This is a genomic window from Mycobacterium sp. (genome assembly GCF_035697385.1).
Classification (GTDB): Bacteria; Actinomycetota; Actinomycetes; order Mycobacteriales; family Mycobacteriaceae; genus Mycobacterium.
On sequence record NZ_DASSCY010000328.1, the window covers coordinates 1 to 24,769 of the forward strand.

A 24,769-nucleotide genomic window follows, 5' to 3' on the forward strand; every position below is an offset into this window, starting at 1 on the left:
CCCGACTGCGCTAGGTCGTTCAGGGTTGTGCTTGAAAGACCGCCACGTTCTCATTCACCAGCACCGGCCGCTTGGGCGTTTGGGGCGTTTCGGCCAAGACGGGCAGGTTCCCGTTCAACGGGGGCCGCACGCCGCCGACGCCGCTCTTACTAGAGACGGTGATCGTTCCACCGCTGCAGGAGACAGTCTTCCCGTCGACGATGACGCTCTGGCCGTCGTCGATCGGGATGTCGTAGCCGTCCTTGTCGGTGTAGTGGCATCCGCCATCGCCGGCGCCGTTGACGGGCTGCGCGTGAGCGGTGGCCGGGGCCAAGGCAACAAAAGCCAGGGCGCCGAGGAGCGTCGCTGCGTACTGGAAGCGGGTCAGCTTGCGGGTGGTGGAGTTGGTCATTGTGGATTCCTCTCGGGGGTGGTGCGTGGGCCGTTGAGAGAAATGATGCTGTTCAGGGGGGTGCTTCCGTAATCACCCACAAGCCAGAATCCACTTCTGCGAGGGGAGGTTTTCCTATCCCCCGGGTAAGCACGGCGCGAATGTCCTGGTGTTTCGAAGCGCATCCGCCGAGCCTTGAGTCCGAAATGTTGATGACGAACGAGAACAGGCCAGGACTCTTCAGTCCTGGCCTTTTGCCATCTGGTGGAGCTGCCGGGAATCGAACCCGGGTCCTACGGCATTCCCTCAAGGCTTCTCCGTGCGCAGTTCGCTATGCCTCTACTCGGATCTCCTGATCACGCGAACAAGTCAGGATGACGATCCCAGTCGCTGTTTGATGTCCCTTAAGATCCCGCGACCGGACCTGAAGGTTTGTCCCTCTAGCTGATGCCAGGGTCCGGGCCGAGGGCGCTCCCGGTCTGACAGACACACCGTCGCTTAGGCAGCGAGGGCGTAGTCGCGCTGATTGGAATCGGCGCTTAATTGGTTGCAACGACGCTTACGGTGGTCATTTGCCTGCACCGGCACGCTTCCCTTGATTCGATGCGCGAAGTCGAAACCGTTCAGCCCCTCGCATCCCTGCCGACTTTCAGCAGGACACTTCATTCTACCTGTGAGTTCAACACAAGCCAGCGATTAGGTAGTCCCAGCTAGATCACGTAGTTGAGGTGCTCGACGATTCGTCGGCCGACCGCCTCGTCGCCACCGTACGCAATGGCGCCGACGTGCCGCGCCAGAGGCGTCCGACCACCGGCAAGCCGGGTGAACAGCAGGCCATCGAGCGCGATCGTCGCCGTCGGCTCGGCTGCGAACTCCTCGACAACCCGGCCGCGCCCGTCGACCGCAACGTTGATGGTCCGGTGCAGCGGTCCGGTCAGCTCGATCCGCACTCGCGACCCGTCCGGCGCGCCACCGAGCTTGCCGACGACGAACCCCATGCTGGCCGCTATCTCGTCGAGCGCCAGCCGCGACGCCTCGCAGGCCGGGCTGCTCGCGGGTCGATCGAGCGCGTCGCGGATGTCGTGCTCGTGCATCCAGCAGTCAAACGTCCGCACCCGCATGAAGCGGCCGTACGTATCCGGGCCTGCCGGCGTCGCCGTGATCTGGTTCCACTCGTCGTTCGACAGGTTGCTCAGCGTTGTGCGGCGTTGGGCGACGGTGTCGCGGAGCTTGTCGAGCAGGTCGTTGGCGCTGACGCCACGTAGCTTGCGAACCCAGCGTTCGTTCAGCACGCCGACGTCGTTGTGGACGTGCTTGAGCGTCGACACGTCGATGTCGGCCTCAGGGGTGCCGGCTCCCTGCAGCATCGACTCGGTGCCGATGACGTGGGCCACGACATCACGGACTGCCCAGCCGGGCAGCGGCGTCGGCGCTAGCCACTGCGCGTCGGACAGCCCGTCAGCCAGCTCCAGCAGGACGTCCCACTCGGCGAAGAGGCCGTCGAGAACGTCGGACTTGTCGAGCTCGGTCACCGAACGCGAGGTCCTGCTCACCCGGCAAAACGTAGCGCTCGCGGCCCGTGAGCGTCCCCGAAATGCCATCAAAGTGTGGCGTGTCGAGGGGCAGACACGGTCGCTCGCGGGGAATTAGATCGTGATCATCGCGACCGCGGTGAGCGCCAGCACCATGCCCAACGCCTGCCAGCGGGTCACCCGCTCGCGCAGCACGACGATCGCCAGCAGCACGGTCGCGACCGGGTACAACGACATCAGCACGCCCGACAGCGACAGCAGCGATGCCTGCAACGCCAGCAGCATGGCGATGTTGGCGCCGGTGTCCAGGAACGCCGCAGCCACAGCCAGCTTCAACGGGGTGCCGGAGGGCGGGTGCAGATTGGCGCTGACCGCGGCGATCACGAGCACCAGCACCGTCGCGGAGGCGCGCGCGAACACCAGCGGCCACAGTTTGGCCTCCACCGGCGCCTGGTCGATCAGCACGAAGTTCAGGCCGAACGCCACGCCGGAGCCGACCGTCAACCAGGCGACGGTCACGGTGAACTTGTGCGGCGTGACGTCCTCATCGGTGGCTTCCCGCGAGACAAGCACCACCGCGATCAACGCCAGCACCACACCCGCCGCCGCGATCGCGCCCGGCCGCTCCCCCATCACCAGGCCGACACCGACGGGGATCGCCGCGACGAGCACCGCCGTCAGCGGCGAGACCACCGAGATCGGGCCGGCCCCGAGCGCGGCATAGAACCACCACACGCCGAACGCTTGCGAGACCCCGCAGAGCGCTCCCCAGAATACGGCTGCCTCGGACACGTGCCCGCCGACGATGGCAGCCAGTAGCGCCAGCAGCACCATGGCGATCGGATAGGACACCAAGACGACGCGTAATGCCGCCACCCGCCGCGACGCGATGCCACCGACGAAGTCGCTGATGCCGTAGGCCAGCGCCGAGGTCAGTGCGAGGGCGGCGCCGATCAGGTCATGCCCTTGGCGCGACGGCCGAGCTCACGCGTCACCTCGCGCTGCGCGTCGCGGCGAGCCATGTCCTGCCGTTTGTCATGCGCCTGCTTGCCGCGGGCCAGCGCGAGTTCGACCTTGACCTTGCCCTCCGAGAAGTACAGCGACAGCGGCACCAGCGTCAGATTGCCATCCCGGATCTTGCCGACAAGGTTGTCAATCTGCTTGCGGTGCAACAACAATTTGCGGTTGCGCCGCGGCGCGTGGTTGGTCCAGCTGCCGTGGTGATACTCCGGGATGTGCAGGTTGCGCAGCCAGATCTCGCCGTCGTCGACGGTCGCGAACGCATCGGCCAGCGAGGCCTGACCGTCGCGCAGGCTCTTGACCTCGGTACCGACCAGCGCGACCCCGGCCTCGAAAGTCTCGAGGATCGAATAGTTGTGCCGCGCCTTGCGATTCGTCGCGACGACCCTGTTGTTGCTGGACCTCGACGGGTCGGCTTTCTTGGCCACGGTCAGCGACGCACGTAGAGCCGCAGGGTGACGTAGGCGGTGACACCGGCCATCGCCACGCCGACGAACAGCAGGATGGGTGCGATGTAGAGAATGTCCGCGTAGTCGATCCTGGCGATCAGGTTCGCTTGATAGAACTGGTTGAGCGCGTTCTCCAGGAACAATGCCCGCACAATGGTCAGGCCCGCGATCGATATCAGCACGCCGAGCAATGCGGCCACCATCGCCTCCACCAGGAATGGCAGCTGGGTGTACCAGCGGCTGGCGCCGACCAATCGCATGATGCCGATTTCTGTCCGACGGGTATAGGCGGCCACTTGAACCATGTTGGCTATCAACAATATCGCGCCGATCGCCTGCACCACCGCAACCGCGAACGCGGCGGCGGAAAGACCGTCGAGCACCGCGAAGAGTCGGTCGATCAAGTCCTTCTGGTTGAGCACATTGAGCACGCCGGGCTGGCCGACCATCGCCTCGTCAAAATCCTTGTGCTGCTCAGGATCATTGAGCTTGACGACGAACGATGCCGGGAACGCCTCCCGCCCGGCGACATCCTTGTACTGCGGGAACTTCTTGATCGCGTCGTCGTATGCGTCGTCGCGGTTCAGAAACCGCACGGAGCGCACGTCGTCGCGGTTCTCGATCTGCGATCGCAACGCTTTGCATGGATCGGCGTCGCACGTGGGGTCGTTGGCCGAGACATCGTTGGTCAGAAAGACCTGGCTCTCCACGCGGTCCAGGTAGATGGCGCGCGAATTCTCGGCAAGCCGCACCACCAACAACCCGCCGCCGAACAAGCCGATCGAGATCGCGGTGGTCAGGATCATCGCGACCGTCATGGTGACGTTGCGACGAAGCCCGGTCAGAACTTCATTGATCAGGAAGCCAAAGCGCACTAGCGATCCATTCCATAGACGCCGCGCTGCTCATCCCGGATCAGTCTGCCCAACTCCAGTTCGACGACGCGCTGGCGCATCGAGTCGACGATGTGATGGTCGTGGGTGGCCATCAGCACCGTCGTCCCGGTGCGGTTGATGCGTTCGAGCAGATCCATGATGTCCTTGCTGGTTTCGGGGTCGAGGTTGCCGGTGGGCTCGTCGGCCAGCAGCACCAGCGGCCGGTTGACGAACGCGCGGGCGATGGCGACGCGCTGCTGCTCACCGCCGGACAGTTCGCCGGGCAATCGGTTGGCCTTACCGGACAGGCCGACCATTTCCAGAACGTCGGGCACCACCCGGTTGATCACGTCTGCGCGCTTACCGATGACCTCCAGCGCGAACGCGACGTTCTCGAAGACCGTCTTCTGCTGCAGCAGCCGGAAATCCTGGAACACGCAGCCGATGACCTGGCGCAGGCTCGGGATGTGGCGGCCGGGCAACTTGTTGACGTGGAACTTCGACACCCGGATGTCACCGGTTGTCGGAGTGTCCTCGGCGAGCAGCAGCCGCATGAACGTCGACTTGCCCGAACCCGACGGGCCGATGAGGAAAACGAATTCACCCTTGTCGATTTTGAGCGACACGTTGTCGAGGGCTGGGCGCGCCGACGACTTGTACTGCTTACTGACATGGTCAAGGGTGATCATCACGGCACGCCAGTGTAGCGGTGTAACTGCCCGGACTAGCTGGGCGGAGCCACGGTCGTCGGCGCGGGCCCCGGACCGAGCGGCACCGTCGTCGGCGGAACGGGCGTCGGCGTCACGGTCTGCGTCTGCGGCGGCAGCGGCCCCAACCCATCCGGATCCACCACCGTCGTCGTCGGGGTCTCCGTGGGCGAGGTCGGGCTCGTCGTCGTGGTCTCTGTCGGGCTGGTCGTCGTCGGTGTCGTGGTGGTCGTCGTCGGCGTCGTGGTGTAGACCGGCTCCCTCGGCCTGCGAACCTGGGTGCGCGGCACCCAGGTGTAGTTCGGATCGGGGACGAAGCCCGGTGGCACCACGGCTGTCGGCGGCACCTCCGGTGCAGGGGGGGTGGGCTCGAAGTTGTGGTACACCCAGAACAGCGCGAGGAACGCGACCAGGAGCACCAGCGTCGAGACGCGCATGCGGCCCAATTTGGCCTTCAGCCAGGTCGTCACTTTTTCTGCTCCGAGCCCTGGGTCTCTTCCTCGGCACCGCCGGCTGTTGCGGGATGCACGATGGCCTCCACCATCGGGGAGCTGCCATCGGTTGGCGACACGATGCCGGCCCGGCGAAGGGCGCGGAGCACCAGCACGCGGATACGCCTGCCGACCTCGAACTGCTTGCCCGGCAGCGTGCGGGCCACCATCCGCAGGTTGACGGTGTCGAGTTCGATGCTCTCCACGCCCATCAGCTGGGGCGCGTCCAGCAGGAGCGCGCGCAGCCCGGGATCGTCCATCGCCTTCTCGGACACCCCGTGGAGCAGGTCGTTGACGACGTTCAGGTCCGCCGACGTCGGAACCGGGATGTCGATGACGGCGCGTGCCCAGTCCTTGGACAGGTTCACCGATTTGACGATCTGGCCGTTCGGAATGGTGAACATCTCGCCCTCGGTAGAGCGCAGCTTGGTGACGCGAAGTGTGACGTCCTCCACAGTGCCCTCCGCGGGGAGGGTGATGCCGGCGACGGTCAGTGACACGAGGTCGCCGAACCCGTACTGCTTCTCGGTGATGATGAAGAAGCCGGCGAGCAGGTCCTGGACCAGCCGTTGCGCACCGAAGCCGAGCGCGGCGCCCAGCACCGCGGCGGGCGCGACGAGCGATCCGACCGGGATGGCGAGGATCGATGTCACCTGCACGATTACGAGGACGAACAGCAGGGCGACCGACACCCAGGAGATCACCGACGCGACGGCCTGGCGGTGCTTGGAGCTCTCCGTGCGGACCAGCTGGTCGCTTTCCTGGTACTCGGCGTCGATGCGCCGGACCATTCTGCGTGCCGACCAGTTGATGAAGCGGGCGGCCAGCAGTCCGCCGATCAGATACAGCGCGATCGGCACGCCTCTTTCGAGGATCCACACTCCGATGCTGCCGCCCCAGAAGCCGTGCCAGCGCTCGGACAGACTTATTGCAAGTACGGTGCTATTCGTCATCTCGCCTATTGCGCCACCGAATTCCGGCCTCGAGGAAACCGTCGATGTCTCCATCCAGCACTGCGGCCGGATTGCCGACCTCGTATTCGGTACGCAAATCCTTCACCATTTGGTAGGGGTGCAAAACGTAGGAGCGCATTTGGTTGCCCCACGAGCTGCCGCCATCGCTCTTCAAGGCGTCAAGCTCAGCACGTTCTTCTAAACGCTTGCGTTCCAACAACTTTGCCTGAAGCACTCGCATTGCCGAAACCTTGTTCTGCAATTGCGACTTTTCGTTCTGGCAAGTCACCACGATACCGGTCGGAATGTGCGTGAGTCGAACGGCGGAGTCGGTGGTGTTCACCGATTGGCCGCCAGGCCCGCTGGATCGGTAGACGTCGACACGCACGTCGGCCTCGGGAATGTCGATGTGATCGGTGGTCTCGGTGACGGGAAGCACCTCGACTTCGGCGAAGGAAGTCTGGCGGCGACCTTGATTGTCGAACGGGCTGATGCGCACCAGCCGGTGCGTGCCCTGTTCCACCGACAACGTGCCGTATGCGAACGGCGCGTGCACGGCGAAGGTCGCGCTCTTGATCCCCGCCTCCTCGGCGTAGGACGTGTCGAACACCTCGACCGGATACTTGTGCTGCTCGGCCCAGCGGATGTACATCCGCATCAGCATCTCGGCCCAGTCCGCGGCGTCAACGCCGCCTGCGCCGGATCGGATGTTGACCAGCGCCTCACGCTCGTCGTACTCACCCGAGAGCAGGGTGCGCACTTCCATCGCCTCGAGGTCTTCGCGCAGCTTCTTGAGCTCGGCGTCGGCCTCGGCGAGCGCGTCGGCGGCGCCGGGCCCCTGCTCTTCCTCGGCCATCTCGTAGAGCACCGGCAGGTCGTCGAGCCGCTGGCGCAGCTCCTCAACGCGGCGCAGCTCGTTTTGGGTGTGCGACAGCTCGCTGGTGACCTTCTGCGCGCGGGCCTGGTCGTCCCACAGGTTCGGATCGGAGGCCTCGTGCTCAAGCTTTTCGATGCGACCGCGGAGTCCTTCGATGTCGAGCACCCGCTCCACCGTGGTCAAGGTGGAGTCGAGGGCGGCGATATCGGATTGGCGGTCAGGATCCACGGGTGTTCACGTTACCGGCGGCAGCGTGCCCGTTTAGCATCGGAGCGGTAACCAGCTCGGCTACGACGCGACAGCCCCCTTGCGGGTGACCGGGCGAAAACAGAAGGCTCAATATATGCGCCCCTATCACGTGGCCATCGTCGGTTCCGGACCCTCGGGCTACTTCGCCGCGGCGTCGCTGCTGAAGTTCGCCGACTCGAACGACGACGCGGACGTGCGTGTCGACATGCTGGAGATGCTGCCCACGCCGTGGGGTCTGGTGCGCTCTGGCGTCGCCCCGGACCATCCGAAGATCAAGTCGATCAGCTCCCAGTTCGAGAAGACGGCGCTCGATCCGCGGTTCCGGTTCTTCGGCAACATCGTGGTCGGCGACCACGTGCAGGCCGCCGAGTTGGCCGACCGCTACGACGCGGTGGTCTACGCCGTCGGCGCGCAGTCCGACCGGTCGTTGGGCATTCCCGGCGAGGATCTGCCCGGCAGCGTCGCCGCCGTTGACTTCGTCGGCTGGTACAACGCGCACCCCCATTTCGAGGAGATGGCACCGGACATCTCGAGCGGCCGCGCCGTCGTGGTGGGCAACGGCAACGTCGCCTTGGATGTCGCGCGGATCCTCGTGACAGACCCCGATGTGCTGGCCTCGACGGACATCGCCGATCACGCCTTGGAGTCGCTGCACGACCGTGGCGTCGAGGAGGTGCTCATCGTCGGCAGACGGGGACCCCTGCAGGCTCCGTTCACCACGCTCGAGCTGCGCGAGCTCGGCGACCTCGAGGGTCTTGGCGACGTCGACGTGATCGTCGACCCTGCCGATTTCGCCGACATCTCCGACGAGGACCTGGAGGCCGCAGGCAAGACGGTCCGCAACAACATCAAGGTGTTGCGCGGCTACGCCGAGCGCGAACCGCGAGGAGCCAAGCGCCGCATCGTGTTCCGGTTCCGGACGTCGCCGGTGGAGATCAAGGGCGACGGTCGCGTCGAATCGATCGTCTTGGGGCGCAACAAGCTGGTCGACGACAACGGGCGGATCGTCGCCAAGGACACCGGCGAGCGCGAAGAGGTGCCCGCCCAGCTGGTGGTGCGCGCGGTCGGCTATCGCGGAGTGCCGACGCCGGGCTTGCCGTTCGACGACAAGACCGGAACCATCCCGCACACCTCTGGCCGGGTCGATGGCCGCCGCAACGAGTATGTGGTCGGCTGGATCAAACGCGGTCCGACCGGTGTGATCGGCAGCAATAAAAGGGATTCGCAGGAGACCGTCGACACCCTGCTCGCCGACTTACAGGGCGCGTCGCTAGCGGACTTCGGCGAGGACCACTCGCAGACGCTGGTCGAGTGGCTGCTGGAGCGGCAACCGAAAGTCGTGACCGACGATCATTGGAAGCTGATCGACGAGTACGAGCGTTCGGCGGGTGAACCGCACGGTCGCCCGAGGGTGAAGGTGACCAGCGTCGCCGAGCTGCTGCGGATCGGCCACGGCTGAGGCTCGGCGAAGATCTAGTACTCGATGGGACCTGGCGGTGGCGGCGGTGTCTCCTGCGGTGCGAATCTCCAGTTGTCTGGATTTTTCGGCGAGTAGACGACCGGTATCAGCTGGCTCATCGTCGGCCACTGGTCGACGTCGACCGCCATGCGCTGGTAGATGACGTGCTCATTGACGGTCGGCCCGTTGATCACACCGGTGATGGTCACGAACTGCTCGCCCACGAGGTCGTCGGGCCGGGGACTGACGCCGGTGACCAGCATCGTGCCCTGCTGCCAGTCGCCGCCGATACTGCGACGTCGCATGATCCAAGGCGCGGCCAACAGCGCCAACGCACCGAGCAGCACGAGCACGAAGACGAATTCCACATGGCCATGGTAGGACGGCACACATGACGGCTGAGGCAGACGACCTGAAGCTGGCCCTGGAATTGGCCGACGCTGCGGATTCACTGACGATGCCCCGCTTCGGCGCGGTGGACTTGCGCGTCGACACCAAACCAGACCTGACACCGGTGAGCGACGCCGACCAATCGGTCGAAGGCACTCTGCGCGAAACGCTTTCGCAGCGTCGGCCCGACGACCTGGTGCTTGGCGAAGAGTACGGCGGCACAGCGGTTTTCGAGGGCCGGCAATGGGTGATCGATCCGATCGACGGGACCAAGAACTTCGTAAGGGGCGTACCGGTGTGGGCGACGCTGATCGCGCTGCTGCACGACGGCGTCCCGATCGTCGGGGTGGTCAGCGCACCGGCGCTGCAGCGACGCTGGTGGGCCGGCGAGGGGGCGGGAGCGTTCGCGTCCGTCGCGGGTGGGCAACCACGGAGGATAGCGGTGTCCTCGGTCGCCGACGTCGCCGCGGCGAGCCTGTCACTGTCCAGCCTCGACGGCTGGGCGAAGCTGGGGCTTCGGGACCGCTTGATCGACCTCACCGACACCGTCTGGCGCGTGCGTGGATTTGGCGATTTCTGGTCCTATTGCCTGGTCGCGGAGGGCGCGGTCGATATCGCGGCCGAACCCGAGGTGTCGCTGTGGGACCTGGCCGCCCTCGACATCCTGGTGCGGGAGGCGGGCGGCATATTCAGCAGCCTCGACGGCGAGGCGGGCCCGCACGGCGGTAGCGCCGTGGCGACCAACGGGCTGCTGCAGCACGCCGTTCTTGCCCACTTCCATCCGGCCTGACCCAGCGCGGCACACTTCCACTAGCCCGACGGTCAGACGTCATAGGTGGCCCCGATTTTCGGCGTGGCCGACGCGCAACGCGCCTAGCCTGTCAGCAGAGGGGTGGCGGGGGAATGGAGCTTCACGTGCAACAGCTGAGCTGGACAGACGACATGATGTTGCGCGCCGAGCGGCCGGAAACCCCGATGCAGATTCAGATGCTGCTGATCTACGACCCCGCTACAGCAGCAGGCGGCAGAGTCACCTTCAAGGGCATCCTCCAAGAGATCGATTCCCGATTGCACCTCGCGCCGACATTCCGGCGGCGGTTGACAGATTTACCCGGCGGATTGCATCGGCCGTACTGGGTGGACGACCCGAATTTCGATCTGGAGTACCACGTCCGTCACATCGCGTTGCCGCAGCCGGGAGACTGGCGCCAGCTGTGCATCCAGATCGCGCGCATCCATGCCCGGCAGATCGATCTGCGCCGCCCGCCATGGGAAATGACCGTCATCGAGGGACTGAATTCGATACCGGGCGTCCCGCCGGGAGCGTTCGCGGTGAGCCTCAAGTTGCATCACTCCGCGGTCGACGGGATGGAAAGCGTCGAGCTGATGGCGGCTCTACACGACCTCGCTGCCGACGGTCCGCGACCCAACCCCCCCGAAACGCCTTGGGAACCAAGCGAGTTACCGTCGACAGCGAGTCTGGTGTCTCGGACTGCGATGGACGGCGCGCTCTATCCGTTAAGAGCGGGCAGGGTGGTGGTTCCCAACGCACTCAAGGCCGTCCGCCAATTGACGGTGCTGCCAGGCAAATTGGCCGGCGGTATCGCCTCCATGTTGTCGCCGGGGTCCGGCTCGCTGTTCGCCCCACGCACCCGGTTCAACGCTTCGGCCACCCCGCACCGAGTTTTCGAGGCCCGCTTTCACGACCTCAGCGACTTCCAGCGGATCAAGGCGAGCGTGCCGAAGGCGACGATCAACGACGTGGCGGTGGCATACGTCGGTGGGACCCTTCGTCACTATCTGGAAGGCCACGGCGAGTTGCCGGAAGAGACTCTGGTGACCGCCTGTCCCGCGTCGATCCGAGCATCCGGTGAACACGGCGGTGGCGGCAACCGGTTGTTCGGCAGGTTGCAGTCGCTCGAAACGAATGTGGCGAATCCGTACGAAAGGCTTGTATCGATCGTCGAGGAGTCCGCCGCCTTCCGCGACAACTCCGATTCGTCGACCGGGCCTCGAATCATGGAACTCGCGGGACTGGTTCCCACGACACTGCTAGGGCTGACGGTGAAGGCGGCGACGGCGATGCCGTTTTCGGGGCCCACCATCGCCAACACCACGGTGAGCAACGTCCCGGGCCCGACGGAGCCGATCTATTTCGCCGGTGCCCGCCTTGTTCGAGTCACTGGCCTGGGTCCGTTGATCGGGGGGATGAACCTGTTCCACGTCATCGCGAGCTACAACGGAACCGTGTCGATGGGGATAACGGCCGACCGCGACGCACTGCCCGATCCCGCGAACTATGCCGACTGCATGCAGGCCGCGTTCGACGACCTGTTGGCAGCAGCCGACTAGTGTCTCGGTCCAGTTCTATCCGGCCGCGTCTACTGGCGCGGGCGGCCGGGCCTGATGAATGTGGTTGAGGAACAGTCCGATTGCCCGGACCGCAGCACTCGTCCGGGTGCCGTCGGTGAGATCGAATCCGTGTCCGGTGCCCGGTAGTTCGACGTAGCCGACCGGGCTGCTTGACGTTTCACGCAGCCGTTCGACGAACTGCCGTGCTTCGCCTACCGGGATGATCATGTCATTTTCACCGTGGATGACCAGGAAGGGTGGCGCGCCTGCACCCACACGGGCCACTGGCGATGCGTCCCGGAACACCGCGGGTTTGCGGGACTGGCGACGCTTGACCACCACACGCTCCAGGAAGTCCATGAACCGTGCCCGTTCTGCCGTCGAGCGATCCTCCCAGTCGTAACGGCCGTAAATGCTGACGACCGCGTCGACCGAGGTGTCCGCCAACGGCGCGAGTTCGGACTGCCATTGCTCTTCGCCTGGAGTGAGGCCGGCGAGGCTAGCCATGTGTCCGCCCGCCGAAGAGCCGGCGACGGCGACAAATGTTCGGTCACCGCCGTACTGGTCGGCATTCGCGCGCGCCCATGCGATGGCCGCTTTTACGTCGATAATCTGACGCGGCCAGCGGTATCGGGGGCTGGTTCGATACTGCACGGACAGGCACACCCAGCCCAGCTCCGCGAGATGTGCCATCAACGCATGACCCTGCAGCGCCCGGCTGCCGAAAACCCACGCACCGCCCGGAACGAAGACGAGCACCGGGGCAGGCCCTACGAGGTCTTCGCGCCGCCAGACGTCGAGCACCTGACCCGGTTCGTCGCCATATGGGACTGAGGCGCGGTACACGGACCGCCGGAGTCGAACGGCATTGCGCCATGGTGTACCTGCATCGGAGATGGACCACGGCTCGGCCAACGCCTCGGCGGCCACGATGTCGCTCAGCCCGGCAGTCATCAGGCTGGCCAGTGCCGGCGCGTGGGCGCGTCGGCTGGATGCGCCCGGGCCCAAGCGGTGTTTCGCCGATGACATGAAGTCCGGCAGATAGCGGGCACCCCACACGCTTAGAGCGGCCATTCCACCGACAGGTTCGAGATACCGGCCGATCACCGGCAATGACGACGTGACGGCACCCGCCGCGACGAGGTAGTCCTCGAACCGTGCATGTACCAACCAGTTCGCGTGGGCGCGCATCATTCGCGAGACTTCCCTGTAATCTCGCGGAAGGTCCATTCCGGCAGAATAGGCCACGCATGCGGTCTGCAAACGCGACTTGCCCGAACCGCCATGGAGGAATTTGCCTGCTGCACAATCGGGTACACAGGAATCGTTGCCACGCCGAGTTGCTCCCAGCTAATAGCGCTACGGCCAGGCTCGGCTGTGAGTTGTGCAACAAAGGGGCCGAACTTACTCAGGAGTCAGTTCGCATACCTTACTCTGGAGTCAGTTCTGTTGCGTGCCTACCCATTTATCTAGCGAGGCAGCTGAGATGACCAACACCCTGCCGTCCAAGAACGGCTCCAAACCACCCAGCCGGGCAGGCAAGGAAAGCGCCGTCGGCCTGCAAAAACACAAGCGGACAGCGACCGACATCGGGTTGGCGCTGATCACGCCCATCGTCGGCCAGGAATTCCTGGACCGCTACAACCTGCGCGATCCCCTCAACCGCGGCCTGAAGTACGGCGTGAAGCAGGCGTTCTCCGTCGCCGGTGCCACCACCCGGCAGTTCAAGCGGGTGTCCGGCGCCCAGAGCGGACCGACCCGGCTGAAGAAAAGCGGCAGCGACTACTTCGACCTCACCCCCGACGACGAACAGAAGATGATCGTCGACACCGTCGGCGAGTTCGCCGAGGAGATCCTGCGGCCCGCCGCTCGCGAGGCCGACGAAGCGGCCAGCTATCCCCCGGATCTGGTCGCCAAGGCCGCCGAGTTGGGCATCACGGCGATCAACGTTCCGGAGGATTTCGAGGGCATCGCGGCCAATCGCGCGGCCGTCACCAACGTGTTGGTCGCCGAAGCGCTCGCCTACGGCGATATGGGACTGGCGCTGCCGATACTCGCGCCCGCCGGCGTCGCATCTGCGCTCACCCACTGGGGCAGCGCCGACCAGCAAGCCACCTACCTGAAGGAATTCGCGGGCGACAACGTCCCCCAATCATGCGTGGCGATCGCCGAACCGCACGCTTTGTTCGATCCCACCGCGCTGAAGACGACAGCGGTGCGTACACCCAGCGGCTACCGGCTCGACGGCGTCAAGTCGCTGGTCCCGGCCGCGGCGAACGCCGAATTGCTCATCGTGGCAGCACAACTCAACGGCAAGCCGGCACTGTTCATCGTCGAGTCCTCGGTCAAGGGGCTGACCGTGACCCCGGATCCCAGCATGGGCATCCGTGCGGCATCGCTCGGGAAGGTCGAACTCGACCATGTGTCGGTGCCGTTGAGCGCCCGCCTCGGCGAGGACGGCGCGACCGACGCGGACTACCTCGAGGCGGTCGCGCTCTCGCGACTCGGGTGGGCCGCGCTGGCCGTCGGCACCGCACACGCCGTACTCGACTACGTCGTGCCATACGTCAAGGAGCGTCAGGCATTCGGCGAGCCCATCGCGCACCGTCAGGCGGTGGCGTTCATGTGCGCCAACATCGCGATCGAATTCGACGGCCTGCGGCTGATCACGTGGCGTGGCGCATCCCGCGCTGACCAGGGCCTGCCGTTCGCGAGGGAGGCCGCACTGGCCAAGCGGCTCGGCACCGACAAGGGCATGCAGATCGGCCTCGACGGCGTGCAGCTGCTCGGCGGCCACGGCTACACCAAGGAACACCCCGTCGAACGCTGGTACCGCGACTTGCGCGCGATCGCTGTCGCCGAGGGCATCGTAGTTATTTGAGTCAGTAGTCATTCCGCATAGCGAAAGTCGAATCATGGCAATCAATCTGGAACTGCCCCGCAAGCTGAATGCGGTGATCGAGAAGGCGCACCAAGGTGCCGCCGAGATGCTGAGGCCGATCTCGCGCAAGTGGGATCTGCGGGAGCACGAATATCCGGTCGAGCTCGACACGTTGGCCACACTGTTCGAAGGAATCTCGGAGGCAAAGGCTTTCGCGTTCGCCGGCGCCGAGGCATTCCGTGACGGCGACGAACCAAAGGGCGCCAACCACAACGGCGGCAACATGTCCGCGGTGCTCAACGTGATGGAGATCAGTTGGGGCGATGTCGCTTTGATGCTGTCGGTGCCACGGCAGGGTCTTGGTAACGCCGCGATCTCCGGCGTCGCCACCGACGAACAGCTGGAGCGTCTCGGCAAGGACGTCTGGGCCGCGATGGCGATCACCGAGCCGGGCTTCGGCTCCGACTCGGCGGCGGTGTCGACAACGGCGAAGGTGGACGGCGACGAGTATGTGATCAACGGTGAGAAGATCTTCGTCACCGCCGGATCGCGGGCCACCCACATCGTGGTGTGGGCAACGCTGGACAAGTCGCTTGGCCGCGCGGCGATCAAGTCGTTCATTGTCCCGCGCGAACATCCCGGCGTGACCGTCGAGCGGCTGGAGGACAAGCTCGGCATCAAGGCTTCTGACACCGCGGTCATCCGGTTCGACAATGTGCGGATTCCGAAGGACAACTTGCTCGGCAGCCCGGAGATCCACGTGGAGAAGGGTTTTGCCGGGGTCATGGAGACCTTCGACAACACCCGTCCGATCGTCGCCGCGATGGCCGTCGGCATCGCACGCGCGGCGCTGGAGGAACTTCGGAAGGTCCTCACCGAAGCCGGAGTGGAGATCTCCTACGACAAGCCGGCGCACGCCCAGAGCGCGCCTGCCGCCGAGTTTCTGCGGTTGGAGGCCGACTGGGAAGCCGGCTACCTACTGACCGTGCGGTCCGCGTGGCAGGCCGACAACGACATCCCCAACTCCAAGGAAGCGTCGATGGGCAAGGCCAAGTCCGCCCGCGTCGCCAGCGACGTCACGCTCAAGGCCGTCGAACTGACCGGCACCGTCGGCTATTCCGAGGAGACGCTGCTGGAGAAGTGGGCGCGGGACAGCAAGATCCTCGACATCTTCGAGGGCACCCAGCAGATTCAGCAGCTGGTGGTGGCCCGTCGGCTGCTTGGCCTGTCGTCGTCCGAATTGAAGTAGTCACCTTCCACGCGCACAGCGGGCGCGACTAGCGTCGGAACCCATGGACACGTTTCAGGGGCTCGTTGCACGGCGAGCGATGATCGCATCGAGGCGGCAGTCGAGACGCTGGTGGAGTCCGATCTTCCGCCTGGCGACGTAACGATTCGGGTGCACTACTCGCTGAGTCCCCGCGACGGCGCGGCGATCGGCACGGCAGGTTTCACCACGGTGATGCCGTTCATCCTGCGCGGGGTGGCGCTCCTCGGCATCGACTCGGTGCTGATACCGATCGGACCGCGGCGAGTGCTGTGGGAGCAGCTGGCCAGTTCGTTGCGGTCGCCATATCTTTCGGACATCTCACACGACGTCGATGTCAAGGACGTGGTCGACATCGTTGACCAGGTGCGTGCCGGAAAGTACTCCGGCCGTGCCGTGGTCCGCGTCGCCGGCGGTTTCTGAGCAAGTAAGCAAACGCAAAATCGCCCGAACCGCTTGGCGGTCGGGCGATTTCGCGTGCTGAACTTATGCCGCGCCGAGGTAGCTCTGCAGATCAGGCTTCATCTGCTGCAGCTGCTGTCCCCAGTACTCCCAGCTGTGGGTGCCGTAAGGCGGGAAGTTGAACACGGCGTTACTGCCGCCCGCGGCGATGTAGTTATCCCGGAACGTCTCGTTGGTCCGGATTGTCAGACCCTCGAGGAACTCGGCGGGCAGGTTGGCGCCGCCCAGCTCATTCGGCTTGCCGTTGCCGCAGTAGACCCACAGGCGGGTGCCGTTGGCCACCAGCGCGGGGATCTGCACCATCGGGTCATTGCGCTTCCATGCACTGTTCGGGTCCTCGGTCGGGCCCCACATATCGTTGGCCTTGTACCCGCCCGCGTCGCCCATCGCCATGTTGATCAGGAACGGCCACTGGCCCTCTGACGGGTTGAGGAATGCCGACAACGCACCGGCGTAGATGAACTGATCGGGGTGGTAGACCGACAGGATCATCGCGGAGTTACCAGCCATCGACAGCCCGACCGCGGCATTGCCGGTGGTCGACACGTCCTTGTTGGCGGCCAGCCACTGCGGCAGCTCGCTGGTCAGGAAAGTTTCCCACTTGTAGGTCTGGCAGCCGGCCTTGCCGCATGCCGGCTGGTACCAGTCGGAGTAGAAGCTGGACTGGCCGCCGACCGGCATCACGACAGACAGGCCGGACTCGTAGTACCACTCGAACGCCTGGGTCTCCATGTCCCAGCCGTTGAAGTCGTCACGAGCGCGCAGGCCGTCGAGCAGGTAAACCGCGTGCGGGCCGCCGGGCTGGAATTGCACCTTGATGTCTCGGCCCATCGACGGTGACGGCACCTGTAGGTACTCGACCGGCAGGCCAGGGCGGGAGAACGCCCCTGCAGTGGCCGAGCCGCCAGTGAGACCGATTACGCCGGGTAATAGGGCCGCCGCGATGGCAGACACCGCGAACCGGCGCGCCCAGGGGCCACGAATCTTGTCAATGAACCTCATAGAAGCAAATCCATCCATCTTCCGGTTTCGCGTTTTACGCCTTCCGCAGCGATCAGAGATCGCGATTCGGCACCGCAGCGGTTTCTTCACTGCGCTGTCGCGCCCGCTCGACTGAGCCCCGGGTGCGGCCGTAGAGCGGACCGAGAAAATTTCAGTTGTGCGTGTGCAGTAAAACATGTGACCAGCACCTGAGAAACCCCGACTGGCGTTGGCTGCCATTTTCCTGCAAGAAATCGGCCTACGCAGGCGTTGGTTTCCCGCCCACTGACTGGACGTAGGCTGCCGCTAATGGCGAAGGCCCGCACGACCGCGAGCAGCCGGTTGACCATGGACGATTGGATCCAGGCCGGCTACGCGATCCTTGCCGAAGAAGGCATAAAAGCACTCAAGATCGACTGGCTGTGCAGCCGCCTCGGGGTGACCAAGGGCAGTTTTTGCTGGCATTTCACCGACATGCCCGGATATCGCAGGGCGCTCATCGAGGCCTGGGGCGAATTACGCGACGATGACCGCCGCCATTTCGGCGAATTGGCCGGCGCCCCGCCGCGTGAACGGCTCTCGCAAATGATGACGTCACTGGTCAGCCCCCGTCATTGGACTCTGGAACGCGCGATGCGCGAATGGGCGCGCACCGACGACGCGGTCGCCACCTGTGCACGCTTCCGATGAGCGGGTTCTGGAGGCGGTGCGCCAGGCATTTCTCGACGACGGGTTCGATGCCGACGACGCCGACCTGCGGGCCAACGTGACGTTCGCGGCCGGGTGACCGTGCGAAGGAGGCCGAGGATCTGCGCCGCCTGCCAGCCGCCACGGTCGCCGACCTCGTCGCGTCCAACTTCACCGAACTACTGGTGCCCGCCCGGTACGGCGGCACACAGGCCGAATTCCCGGCCATCCTGGATCCGGTCCGCCGAATGGCGCACGGATGTGCTTCCAGCGCCTGGACCATCGGCTTCTACGCCCTGCACAACTGGATGCTGGCCCTGTTCGACGAACCGGCCCAAGAGGAAGCGTTCGCAACGCGACCGTTCCTGGCGCCCGCTCCCCTTGCCCCGACGGGGCGCGGCGTTCCCGTCGACGGCGGCGTCAGGCTGAGCGGCCGATGGTCGTGGGCCACCGGGTCCAACGACGTCGTCATCGTCGACGCCTTCGTGCCCGCCCATCGGGTGGTGCGGGTGTCAGACATCTACACCGGCACCGCCCCCGGCGCCGGGCTGCACGACGCCACGACGTGCCGGTGGCCGATGGTGCCTGCGTTCTCATTGCTGGCTGCCATGCCCGCGTTGGGCAGCGCCGAGCGTGTCGCGGACATCTACGCCGAGCGCCTGTCGAAGCGCGTGCTGGCCTACGAGGGCGTCACCCGGAAGAACAAACCCATCGCGCAGGCTCACCTCGGCGAGGCAAGGGTGCGACTTCGGGCGCTGCACGGACTGCTCGCGGAAACGGTCGGTGAAATCGAAACTCTCATCGCCACAGGCGATCCCGTGCCTCGACTGGTGCGGGGCGAGGCGCGGATGGCGGCCGCGCACATCGTGCACGAGTCGAGGGCGGTGATCGGCTGGCTTCTGGAAGCATCGGGCGCCAGAGCACACTTCCTCGACAACCCGCTGCAGCGAATCAAGCGCGACGTGGACGTTCTCTCGGGCCACGTGGTTTTCGACTACGACACGAGCCGCGAACTCGCAGGGGCGCTCACACTGGGCATGAAGGTCTCACGAACCGCAATGGTGTGAATGGGAGAAACATGGCTAGTGACTTGCGTGACCAGATCACGACGTTCTTTCAGAAGAACGTCGCAAACCGCCTGATGCGGGCGATGCCGTTTCAAACCCTGCTCGAGACCACCGGCCGCAAAACCGCCGAGCCGCGCCGCACACCGTTGGGCGGCAGCCGGGTCGGCGACGAGTTCTGGTTCGTCTCCGAGTTCGGTGAGAAGTCGCAGTACGTCAAGAACATCAAAGCGAATCCGAACGTGCGCGTGAGATTGCACGGCCGCTGGCACAACGGCGTGGCACATCTGCTGCCTGACGACGACCCACATGCACGGCTGCGCTCGCTCCCGCAGCTCAACAGCATGGGCGTACGCACGTTCGGCACGAATCTGCTGACGATTCGGGTCGATCTGACGGATTGACGCTGCATCTAAGTAAAACTAACCTCACTTTTAGTTCTGCCACTGCCAGTCGCCAAAGCCGTCGAGGGAGCGCATCGTGGAATCCTTTGTTCACCTGCGGAAAGGCCGGACGCCACGGCGTCTGCATGCGGACCTGGACGGGCTCAAGGACGACGAGCTCGGCCGCGGCGGATTCACCGGTCGCACCGCGAATATGTACCGGCGCCACGACCCCACCGCTTACCGCAGCTCCGGACCACTTCGGCCGATCGATGTGCTCTCCAGCGAGCTCAAGCCGGCCGACGCGACCGACGCGCATGGCGGACCGCTGCTGCTGTTCTCGAATGCCGACTGCCAGGTGACGCTGTCGCGGCGCACCGAGGCGATGCCCTTCTTCGTGCGCTACGTGGACGGCGATCTGTTGTCTTTCGTGCACGCGGGCTCTGGCCTGCTGGAGACAGAGTTTGGCCCGCTGCGTTACCGCGAAGGTGACTGGGTCTACATCCCGAAGGCCTGCACGTTCCGTCAGATTCCCGACCGAGACAACGGGCCGTCGACTCTGCTGATGATCCAGGCCACCGACGAGTTCCGGGTGCCGCCACCCGGGGCGCTGGGCCGACACTTCCCGTTCGACCCCTCTCAAGCCACCATTCCCGAGCCTGCTCCGATCGACGACGGCGTGGGCCCGCAGACAAATGGAGAGTACGAGGTACGGCTGATCCACGAGGGTGGGCCGACGTCGCTTTACTATCAACATAATCCGATGGATGTCGAAGGTTGGCGCGGCGACAACTTCGCGTTCACCTTCAACATCGTCGACTACAACGTGGTGACCTCCGACAGCGTGCATTTGCCGCCAACCGTGCATCTATTCATGCAAGCGACCGGCGTGTACGTGATGAACTTCCTGCCCAAGCCCGCCGAGGGCGTGCCAGGCACCGAACGCACACCCTGGTATCACCGCAACGTCGACTACGACGAAATCGCCTTCTTCCACAGCGGTTCCCTCTACGGCGTGCCGATGCCGCCCGGGTTGATCTCTCATGCGCCGCAGGGCGTCCACCATGGCGCGCCCGAGAAGGCGCGCGAACGGGCACGACGCAAGTTCGACGAATACGACAAAGTCGACTGGTCGGTGATCGCGATCGACACCCGCCGCCGGCTCATCCCGTCTGCCGAAGTCCTCGCCAATGACTTGGGGCAACACTGATGACCGCGACCGGTTCCATCGCGGCGCCACCGCGCCACGAGTACGACCGCATCCCGTATCTGGTTGCCTATCAGAACAATTCGGGTGTCCGTGACGTCTATGGCGGCGTTGCCGAGCTGGTCGTTCTGGAGAGCTACTTACTCAAGCCGAAGACGAAGCCGTCGGACACGGTGCTGGTTTTCATGCATCCGATCGGCGGCGGGGCGTACCTGCCCATGATCAACGGGCTGGCCCGCGCAGGGCATCACGTCATCTACTGCAACAGCCGCTTCCGCGGCACCGATTCGGCGCTGCTGATGGAGAAAGTCGTCGAGGACCTCGGCGAGTGCATCAAGGACGCCAAGAACCGACTGGGATACGACAAGGTGGTGCTCGCCGGCTGGAGTGGCGGCGGCTCGCTGTCGGTGTTCTATCAGCAGCAAGCCCAGCACCCGACGGTGACGGCCAGTCCGTCCGGCGACGGCCCGGACCTGACCAAACTGGGCCTGATCCCCGCTGACGGCATCATGCTGCTGGCCGCACACATCAGCCGGCACGGCACGATGACCGAGTGGCTGGACGCGTCGATACTCGACGAATCCGATCCGACCAAGCGCGATACCGAGCTCGATCTCTACAACCCGGACAACCCGAACCAGCCGCCGTATACCCAGCAGTTCCTCGAGCGCTACCGGCAGGCACAGATCGACCGTAACCGCCGAATCACCAAGTGGGTCAAGAAGAAACTGGCCGAACTCAGGGCGGCCGGGCTGCCCGATGACGAGTTCGCCTTCGTCGTGCACGGCACCATGGCCGACCCGCGCTGGCTCGACCCGACGGTCGATCCGAACGAACGCACCCCGGGAACCTGCTATCTGGGTGATCCTCAGGTGGTGAACAACAGCCCGGTGGGGCTCGCCCGGTTCTGCACGCTGCGCAGCTGGCTGTCGCAGTGGAGCTACGACGACGCCAACGGCGACGCCGTCGAATGCGGGCAGGACATCGCGGTACCCGCCCTGGTGATCGGCAACCTGGCCGATGACGCCTGCACGCCGAGCCACACCCGCCGGCTGTTCGACGCCATCGGGCATCCTGATAAGGAGATGTACGAAATTTCTGGCGCCAACCACTACTACGCCGGTGCCGACCAACGCGACAAACTGCGCGAAGCGGTCGGCATCGTCACCGACTGGCTACACCGGCACGGTCTGTCCCAATGAGCGTCACCGGCGGGCAGGAGCGAAGCGACCCGGGGAATGTCACCGGCGGGCAGGAGCGAAGCGACCCGGGGAATGTCACCGGCGGGCAGGAGCGAAGCGACCCGGGGAATGTCACCGGCCCGCTGGACGGCATCCGGGTGATCGAGGTCGGAACGCTGATCTCCGGCCCGTTCGCCGGACGGCTGCTGGGCGACATGGGCGCCGAGGTCATCAAGATCGAGCCGCCCGGCGCACCCGATCCCCTGCGCACCTGGGGCCAGGCCGAACTCGACGGCCACCACTTCTTCTGGACGGTGCACGCCCGCAACAAGAAGGCCGCCACGCTGAACCTGCGCGAGGCCAAAGGCCGTGAGCTGTTCCTGGACCTGGTCGAGCGCTCCGACATCATCGTGGAGAACTTCCGGCCCGGCACCCTGGAGAAGTGGGACCTCGGTTACGACGTTCTGCGAGAACGCAATCGGGGCATCATCCTGGTTCGGGTTTCCGGCTACGGCCAGACCGGGCCCGAGGCGCACAAGGCCGGTTACGCCTCGGTCGCCGAGGCGGCAAGCGGCCTGCGCCACATGAACGGCTTCCCCGATGGTCCGCCACCACGCCTCGCGCTGTCACTCGGCGACAGCCTCGCGGGTATGTTCGCCGCGCAGGGAGCGCTGGCCGCGCTGTACCGGCGTACCGTCACCGGTGAGGGCCAGATCGTGGACGCGGCGCTGACCGAAGCCTGTCTGGCGGTGCAGGAATCGACGATCCCCGACTACGACGTCGGAGGCGTGGTCCGCGGACCGTCGGGTACCCGACTAGAGGGCATAGCGCCGTCCAACATCTACCGAAGTGCCGACGGCAGCTGGGTGGTGATCGCGGCCAATCAGGACACCGTCTTCCGGCGGCTGTGCGCCGCGATGGGCCAGCCGGAGCTGGCAACCGACGACCGGTTCGCCAATCATGTTGCGCGAGGCCGTAATCAGGACGAACTCGACAAGATCATCGGCGACTGGGCCGCGCAGCGTCAGCCCGCCGACATCATCGCCAGCCTGTCGGACGCCGGTGTGATCAGTGGACCCATCAACACCGTCGCCGAGGTGGTTGCCGATCCGCAACTGCAGTCGCGCGGGATGATCGCCGATCACTGGGACGAACGCATCGGCCGAAACGTCAAGGGGCCCGGCGTGGTGCCGGTGCTGTCGGAGACGCCGGGCACGATCCGCTACGCGGGGCCGGCGCGGCCGGGCCAGCACAACGACGAGATCTACCGCGGGCTATTGGGCAAGTCGCTCGAAGAGATTGACGCGCTGCGGACGGAGGGCGTGCTATGACCGAACTACCGACGCATGTTCGCATTCGCGATGTCTCGCTGCGCGACGGGCTGCAGATCGAGGACCCAATCCCGTTGTCCGCCAAGCTCGAACTGCTGGCCGCCGTCGCTGCCACCGGCGTACTTGAGATGGAGGCGACAGCGTTCGTCTCGCCGTCCAAGGTGCCCGCACTGGCGGACGCGGCCGACCTCGCCGCGGAACTGCACAACTTTCCCGGCATCGAGTTCTCCGCGCTGGTCGCCAGCGCGAACGGTGCGAAGCGCGCGATCGCCGCAGGCCTGCCTTCGATTGAATACGTCGTATCGGCCGCCGACGGGCACAGCCGCGCCAACGTCGGCCGCACCACCGCGGAGGCCAGTGCACAGATCCCCGAGATCGTCGCGATCGCCCACGACAGCGGCGTCTCTGTGGAGGTCATCGTCGCCACCGCATGGGATTGCCCGTTCGACGGTCCGACACCGCCGCAGCGGGTCGTCGACGTCATCACTACGGCGGTGGAGAGCAACGTCGACCGGCTGGCGATCGCCGACACCATCGGCACCACTACCCCACGCCGGGTGACCGCCCTGATCGAGCGGATCCGCCCGCTCATCGGGGGTATCCCGCTCGGCGCGCACTTCCACAACACCCGCGGCGCGGGCCTGGCCAGCGCCTACGCCGCCGTCAGCTCGGGTGTCACCCGGCTGGACGCCTCGGTCGGCGGCTTGGGCGGCTGCCCGTTCGCGCCAGGCGCCAGCGGCAACATCGCCACCGAAGACCTGGTGTACCTGTTGCGGGACAGCGGAATTCACGTCGACGTCGATCTACCGGCCGCGATAGCCGCTGCGAGGGTCGCCCAGAACGTCGTCGGGCATGACCTCCCCAGCTCGCTGCTGCGCGCCGGCGACCGAATGCTGGACTAGGCGGACGTGCCAACTCCAACGTCGGGGACTCTCAGCGCCAAGGGGCGCCAAACCCGGGGGGCCATCGAGCAGGCGGCAAGGAAACTGTTCGCCGAGCGCGGATTCCACGGCACGACGCTGGCCGACATCACCTCGGCCGCAGGCAAATCGCCTGCGGTGTTCTACCGCTACTTCACCGACAAGGAAGACCTACTCGCCGCGCTCGCCGAGTCCTTTCTGCATGACATCGTGGCGCCGTCCGGTTCGAGCGTGCACCTGCCGAAATCGCCCGACGACCGCGAGTTCTTCACCTCGGTGGTCACCGGCTACTGGAACTTGTTCAAACAGAACATCGGCATCATGATCGCGGTGGCGCAACTGGCCGCCACTCAGCCGCGGTTCGCCGCGGTACAAAACGAGTTCCGCCGTTTCGGCATGGACATCGTCGCCGCGTCGGTGCGGCGCGCCCAGGAACAAGGACACGGCGGGGAGCTCAATCCCGAGCACACCGCGGCGGCCATCGCATTGCTGTTCGAGAACTTCACCACCGTGTTCGTCGGAGCGTCCGGGTTGGGGGTCCAGATGACCGACCAGGACGCCATTGCGACACTGTCACGCATCTGGAAGAAAACGCTGTACGGGTACTGATCGATGATGTTCAAAGGAGAACCAGTGGATTTCACCCTTCCCGACCATCTGCCGGGCCTGCTCGCCGAGATG

General features: G+C 65.3%; 24 protein-coding genes, 1 other RNA gene and 2 pseudogenes. 14 read left to right on the plus strand and 13 right to left on the minus strand.

Translation table 11 applies throughout. From position 1 onward, the window contains the following. Positions 1-19: 19 nt before the first annotated feature. The 10 genes from VFH65_RS27645 to prfB form a co-directional block, all read right to left on the minus strand. A complete protein-coding gene (locus VFH65_RS27645; RefSeq protein ID WP_353326062.1) occupies positions 20-391 on the minus strand; it encodes a hypothetical protein in 372 nt (123 codons plus the stop codon). A gap of 241 nt (positions 392-632) precedes the next feature. After that, positions 633-1,001, minus strand: a transfer-messenger RNA (tmRNA) gene (gene ssrA, locus VFH65_RS27650). Between the two features lie 79 nt (positions 1,002-1,080). After that, the gene (locus tag VFH65_RS27655; protein ID WP_353326064.1) at positions 1,081-1,923 is read right to left on the minus strand and encodes a maleylpyruvate isomerase family mycothiol-dependent enzyme; all 843 of its coding nucleotides are present in this window, start codon (positions 1,921-1,923) and stop codon (positions 1,081-1,083) included. 93 nt (positions 1,924-2,016) lie between these two features. Beyond that, positions 2,017-2,859 (minus strand): DMT family transporter, encoded by an 843-nt coding sequence (locus VFH65_RS27660; RefSeq protein WP_353326099.1) that lies wholly within the window; start codon positions 2,857-2,859, stop codon positions 2,017-2,019. Next, entirely contained in the window at positions 2,856-3,350 is a 495-nt protein-coding gene (gene smpB / locus VFH65_RS27665; RefSeq protein WP_353326066.1) for an SsrA-binding protein SmpB, read from the minus strand. Before smpB ends, VFH65_RS27660 begins: the two co-directional genes overlap by 4 nt. Before the next feature lie 2 nt (positions 3,351-3,352). Further along, positions 3,353-4,246, minus strand: a complete 894-nt coding sequence (ftsX, locus tag VFH65_RS27670) for a permease-like cell division protein FtsX (RefSeq protein ID WP_353326068.1) — start codon at positions 4,244-4,246, stop codon at positions 3,353-3,355. Further along, positions 4,246-4,935, minus strand: coding sequence for a cell division ATP-binding protein FtsE (ftsE, locus tag VFH65_RS27675; protein ID WP_353326101.1), 690 nt, complete (start codon positions 4,933-4,935; stop codon positions 4,246-4,248). Before ftsE ends, ftsX begins: the two co-directional genes overlap by 1 nt. Positions 4,936-4,970: 35 nt before the next feature. Continuing rightward, a complete protein-coding gene (locus tag VFH65_RS27680; protein ID WP_353326069.1) occupies positions 4,971-5,423 on the minus strand; it encodes a hypothetical protein in 453 nt (150 codons plus the stop codon). After that, positions 5,420-6,397 (minus strand): mechanosensitive ion channel family protein, encoded by a 978-nt coding sequence (locus tag VFH65_RS27685; protein ID WP_353326070.1) that lies wholly within the window; start codon positions 6,395-6,397, stop codon positions 5,420-5,422. Before VFH65_RS27685 ends, VFH65_RS27680 begins: the two co-directional genes overlap by 4 nt. Next, a complete protein-coding gene (prfB, locus tag VFH65_RS27690; protein WP_353326072.1) occupies positions 6,387-7,502 on the minus strand; it encodes a peptide chain release factor 2 in 1,116 nt (371 codons plus the stop codon). Before prfB ends, VFH65_RS27685 begins: the two co-directional genes overlap by 11 nt. Positions 7,503-7,617: 115 nt before the next feature. Between prfB and VFH65_RS27695 the strand changes: the two genes are divergently transcribed. Then, positions 7,618-8,982, plus strand: a complete 1,365-nt coding sequence (locus tag VFH65_RS27695) for an FAD-dependent oxidoreductase (protein WP_353326074.1) — start codon at positions 7,618-7,620, stop codon at positions 8,980-8,982. Positions 8,983-8,996: 14 nt separating this feature from the next. On the opposite strand, the gene VFH65_RS27700 is transcribed toward VFH65_RS27695, so the two are convergent. Beyond that, entirely contained in the window at positions 8,997-9,350 is a 354-nt protein-coding gene (locus tag VFH65_RS27700) for a hypothetical protein (protein ID WP_353326076.1), read from the minus strand. A gap of 23 nt (positions 9,351-9,373) precedes the next feature. Between VFH65_RS27700 and hisN the strand changes: the two genes are divergently transcribed. Together hisN and VFH65_RS27710 are read left to right on the plus strand one after the other, a co-directional pair. Further along, the gene (hisN, locus tag VFH65_RS27705) at positions 9,374-10,162 is read left to right on the plus strand and encodes a histidinol-phosphatase (protein ID WP_353326078.1); all 789 of its coding nucleotides are present in this window, start codon (positions 9,374-9,376) and stop codon (positions 10,160-10,162) included. Between the two features lie 125 nt (positions 10,163-10,287). After that, positions 10,288-11,724 carry a wax ester/triacylglycerol synthase family O-acyltransferase gene (locus tag VFH65_RS27710; protein WP_353326080.1) on the plus strand — a complete coding sequence of 479 codons (1,437 nt, stop codon included), beginning with the start codon at positions 10,288-10,290 and terminating at the stop codon, positions 11,722-11,724. Between the two features lie 15 nt (positions 11,725-11,739). On the opposite strand, the gene VFH65_RS27715 is transcribed toward VFH65_RS27710, so the two are convergent. Then, positions 11,740-12,954 (minus strand): alpha/beta hydrolase, encoded by a 1,215-nt coding sequence (locus VFH65_RS27715; RefSeq protein WP_353326082.1) that lies wholly within the window; start codon positions 12,952-12,954, stop codon positions 11,740-11,742. Positions 12,955-13,210: 256 nt separating this feature from the next. Between VFH65_RS27715 and VFH65_RS27720 the strand changes: the two genes are divergently transcribed. The 3 genes and pseudogenes from VFH65_RS27720 to VFH65_RS27730 form a co-directional block, all read left to right on the plus strand. Next, positions 13,211-14,605 (plus strand): acyl-CoA dehydrogenase family protein, encoded by a 1,395-nt coding sequence (locus VFH65_RS27720; protein ID WP_353326084.1) that lies wholly within the window; start codon positions 13,211-13,213, stop codon positions 14,603-14,605. A gap of 34 nt (positions 14,606-14,639) precedes the next feature. Beyond that, positions 14,640-15,854 (plus strand): acyl-CoA dehydrogenase family protein, encoded by a 1,215-nt coding sequence (locus VFH65_RS27725; RefSeq protein WP_353326085.1) that lies wholly within the window; start codon positions 14,640-14,642, stop codon positions 15,852-15,854. Between the two features lie 177 nt (positions 15,855-16,031). Then, positions 16,032-16,295 (plus strand): annotated as a pseudogene (locus VFH65_RS27730) (oxidoreductase); the annotation flags it as partial. Between the two features lie 63 nt (positions 16,296-16,358). Here the strand turns inward: VFH65_RS27730 and VFH65_RS27735 are convergent. Further along, a complete protein-coding gene (locus tag VFH65_RS27735) occupies positions 16,359-17,336 on the minus strand; it encodes an esterase family protein (RefSeq protein ID WP_353326087.1) in 978 nt (325 codons plus the stop codon). Between the two features lie 288 nt (positions 17,337-17,624). Between VFH65_RS27735 and VFH65_RS27740 the strand changes: the two are divergent. The 8 genes and pseudogenes from VFH65_RS27740 to VFH65_RS27775 all read left to right on the plus strand — a co-directional run. After that, a pseudogene (locus VFH65_RS27740) lies at positions 17,625-18,099 on the plus strand (TetR/AcrR family transcriptional regulator); the annotation flags it as partial. Between the two features lie 25 nt (positions 18,100-18,124). Next, complete coding sequence (locus VFH65_RS27745) at positions 18,125-19,069, plus strand: acyl-CoA dehydrogenase (protein ID WP_353326103.1); 945 nt, start codon at positions 18,125-18,127, stop codon at positions 19,067-19,069. An 11-nt stretch (positions 19,070-19,080) separates the two neighbouring features. Then, entirely contained in the window at positions 19,081-19,470 is a 390-nt protein-coding gene (locus tag VFH65_RS27750; RefSeq protein WP_353326089.1) for a nitroreductase/quinone reductase family protein, read from the plus strand. Positions 19,471-19,546: 76 nt separating this feature from the next. Next, on the plus strand, positions 19,547-20,659 hold the full coding sequence (locus VFH65_RS27755; protein WP_353326090.1) for a homogentisate 1,2-dioxygenase: 1,113 nt from the start codon (positions 19,547-19,549) through the stop codon (positions 20,657-20,659). After that, positions 20,659-21,858: an alpha/beta hydrolase gene (locus VFH65_RS27760; protein WP_353326092.1), complete on the plus strand. Its 1,200-nt coding sequence runs from the start codon at positions 20,659-20,661 to the stop codon at positions 21,856-21,858. Before VFH65_RS27755 ends, VFH65_RS27760 begins: the two co-directional genes overlap by 1 nt. Continuing rightward, positions 21,855-23,168: a CaiB/BaiF CoA transferase family protein gene (locus VFH65_RS27765; protein ID WP_353326094.1), complete on the plus strand. Its 1,314-nt coding sequence runs from the start codon at positions 21,855-21,857 to the stop codon at positions 23,166-23,168. Before VFH65_RS27760 ends, VFH65_RS27765 begins: the two co-directional genes overlap by 4 nt. After that, the gene (locus VFH65_RS27770; protein ID WP_353326096.1) at positions 23,165-24,070 is read left to right on the plus strand and encodes a hydroxymethylglutaryl-CoA lyase; all 906 of its coding nucleotides are present in this window, start codon (positions 23,165-23,167) and stop codon (positions 24,068-24,070) included. Before VFH65_RS27765 ends, VFH65_RS27770 begins: the two co-directional genes overlap by 4 nt. A 6-nt stretch (positions 24,071-24,076) precedes the next feature. Continuing rightward, positions 24,077-24,697 carry a TetR/AcrR family transcriptional regulator gene (locus tag VFH65_RS27775; RefSeq protein ID WP_353326097.1) on the plus strand — a complete coding sequence of 207 codons (621 nt, stop codon included), beginning with the start codon at positions 24,077-24,079 and terminating at the stop codon, positions 24,695-24,697. Positions 24,698-24,769 lie beyond the last annotated feature (72 nt).

Coding starts and splice junctions, on each gene's coding strand:
- VFH65_RS27735 (WP_353326087.1), bottom strand. CDS start 17,336: ATGAGGTTCATTGACAAGATTCGTGGCCCCTGGGCGCGCCGGTTCGCG.
- hisN (WP_353326078.1), top strand. CDS start 9,374: ATGACGGCTGAGGCAGACGACCTGAAGCTGGCCCTGGAATTGGCCGAC.
- VFH65_RS27765 (WP_353326094.1), top strand. CDS start 21,855: ATGAGCGTCACCGGCGGGCAGGAGCGAAGCGACCCGGGGAATGTCACC.
- ftsE (WP_353326101.1), bottom strand. CDS start 4,935: ATGATCACCCTTGACCATGTCAGTAAGCAGTACAAGTCGTCGGCGCGC.
- VFH65_RS27760 (WP_353326092.1), top strand. CDS start 20,659: ATGACCGCGACCGGTTCCATCGCGGCGCCACCGCGCCACGAGTACGAC.
- VFH65_RS27645 (WP_353326062.1), bottom strand. CDS start 391: ATGACCAACTCCACCACCCGCAAGCTGACCCGCTTCCAGTACGCAGCG.
- VFH65_RS27720 (WP_353326084.1), top strand. CDS start 13,211: ATGACCAACACCCTGCCGTCCAAGAACGGCTCCAAACCACCCAGCCGG.
- VFH65_RS27695 (WP_353326074.1), top strand. CDS start 7,618: ATGCGCCCCTATCACGTGGCCATCGTCGGTTCCGGACCCTCGGGCTAC.
- VFH65_RS27770 (WP_353326096.1), top strand. CDS start 23,165: ATGACCGAACTACCGACGCATGTTCGCATTCGCGATGTCTCGCTGCGC.
- VFH65_RS27685 (WP_353326070.1), bottom strand. CDS start 6,397: ATGACGAATAGCACCGTACTTGCAATAAGTCTGTCCGAGCGCTGGCAC.
- VFH65_RS27725 (WP_353326085.1), top strand. CDS start 14,640: ATGGCAATCAATCTGGAACTGCCCCGCAAGCTGAATGCGGTGATCGAG.
- VFH65_RS27750 (WP_353326089.1), top strand. CDS start 19,081: ATGGCTAGTGACTTGCGTGACCAGATCACGACGTTCTTTCAGAAGAAC.
- VFH65_RS27715 (WP_353326082.1), bottom strand. CDS start 12,954: ATGGACCTTCCGCGAGATTACAGGGAAGTCTCGCGAATGATGCGCGCC.